This is a genomic window from Chromohalobacter sp. HP20-39 (genome assembly GCF_033052815.1).
Classification (GTDB): domain Bacteria; phylum Pseudomonadota; class Gammaproteobacteria; order Pseudomonadales; family Halomonadaceae; genus Chromohalobacter.
This window is the reverse complement of record NZ_JAWHTP010000983.1, coordinates 1-250: the sequence shown is the minus strand read 5'-3', so window position 1 is coordinate 250 and position 250 is coordinate 1. Positions and strand designations below refer to the sequence as shown.

The window sequence follows — 250 nt, the reverse complement described above, 5'->3', positions numbered from 1 at the left end:
CCGGGCCGACGCGCCGGTCTTCATCCAGTCGTTCGAGGTGGATAATCTCAAGAAGCTGAAGACGATGACGCAGGTGCGGCTGATCCAGCTGATGGCGGGAAGCGGCGGCCCGGCGGACGGCGCGCAGCCCAGCTACAAGGCGATGGCCACGCCGGCGGGGCTGAAGGCAGTGGCCGCCTATGCCTATGGCATCGGCCCGGAGCGGACGATGATCCAGCCGGCATCCGGCCCGGCCACCACTTTGGTCGCC

1 pseudogene is annotated in these 250 nt (G+C 68.8%); it reads left to right on the top strand.

What is annotated here, in order from left to right:
• A pseudogene (locus RVY79_RS20905) lies at positions 1-250 on the top strand (glycerophosphodiester phosphodiesterase); the annotation flags it as partial.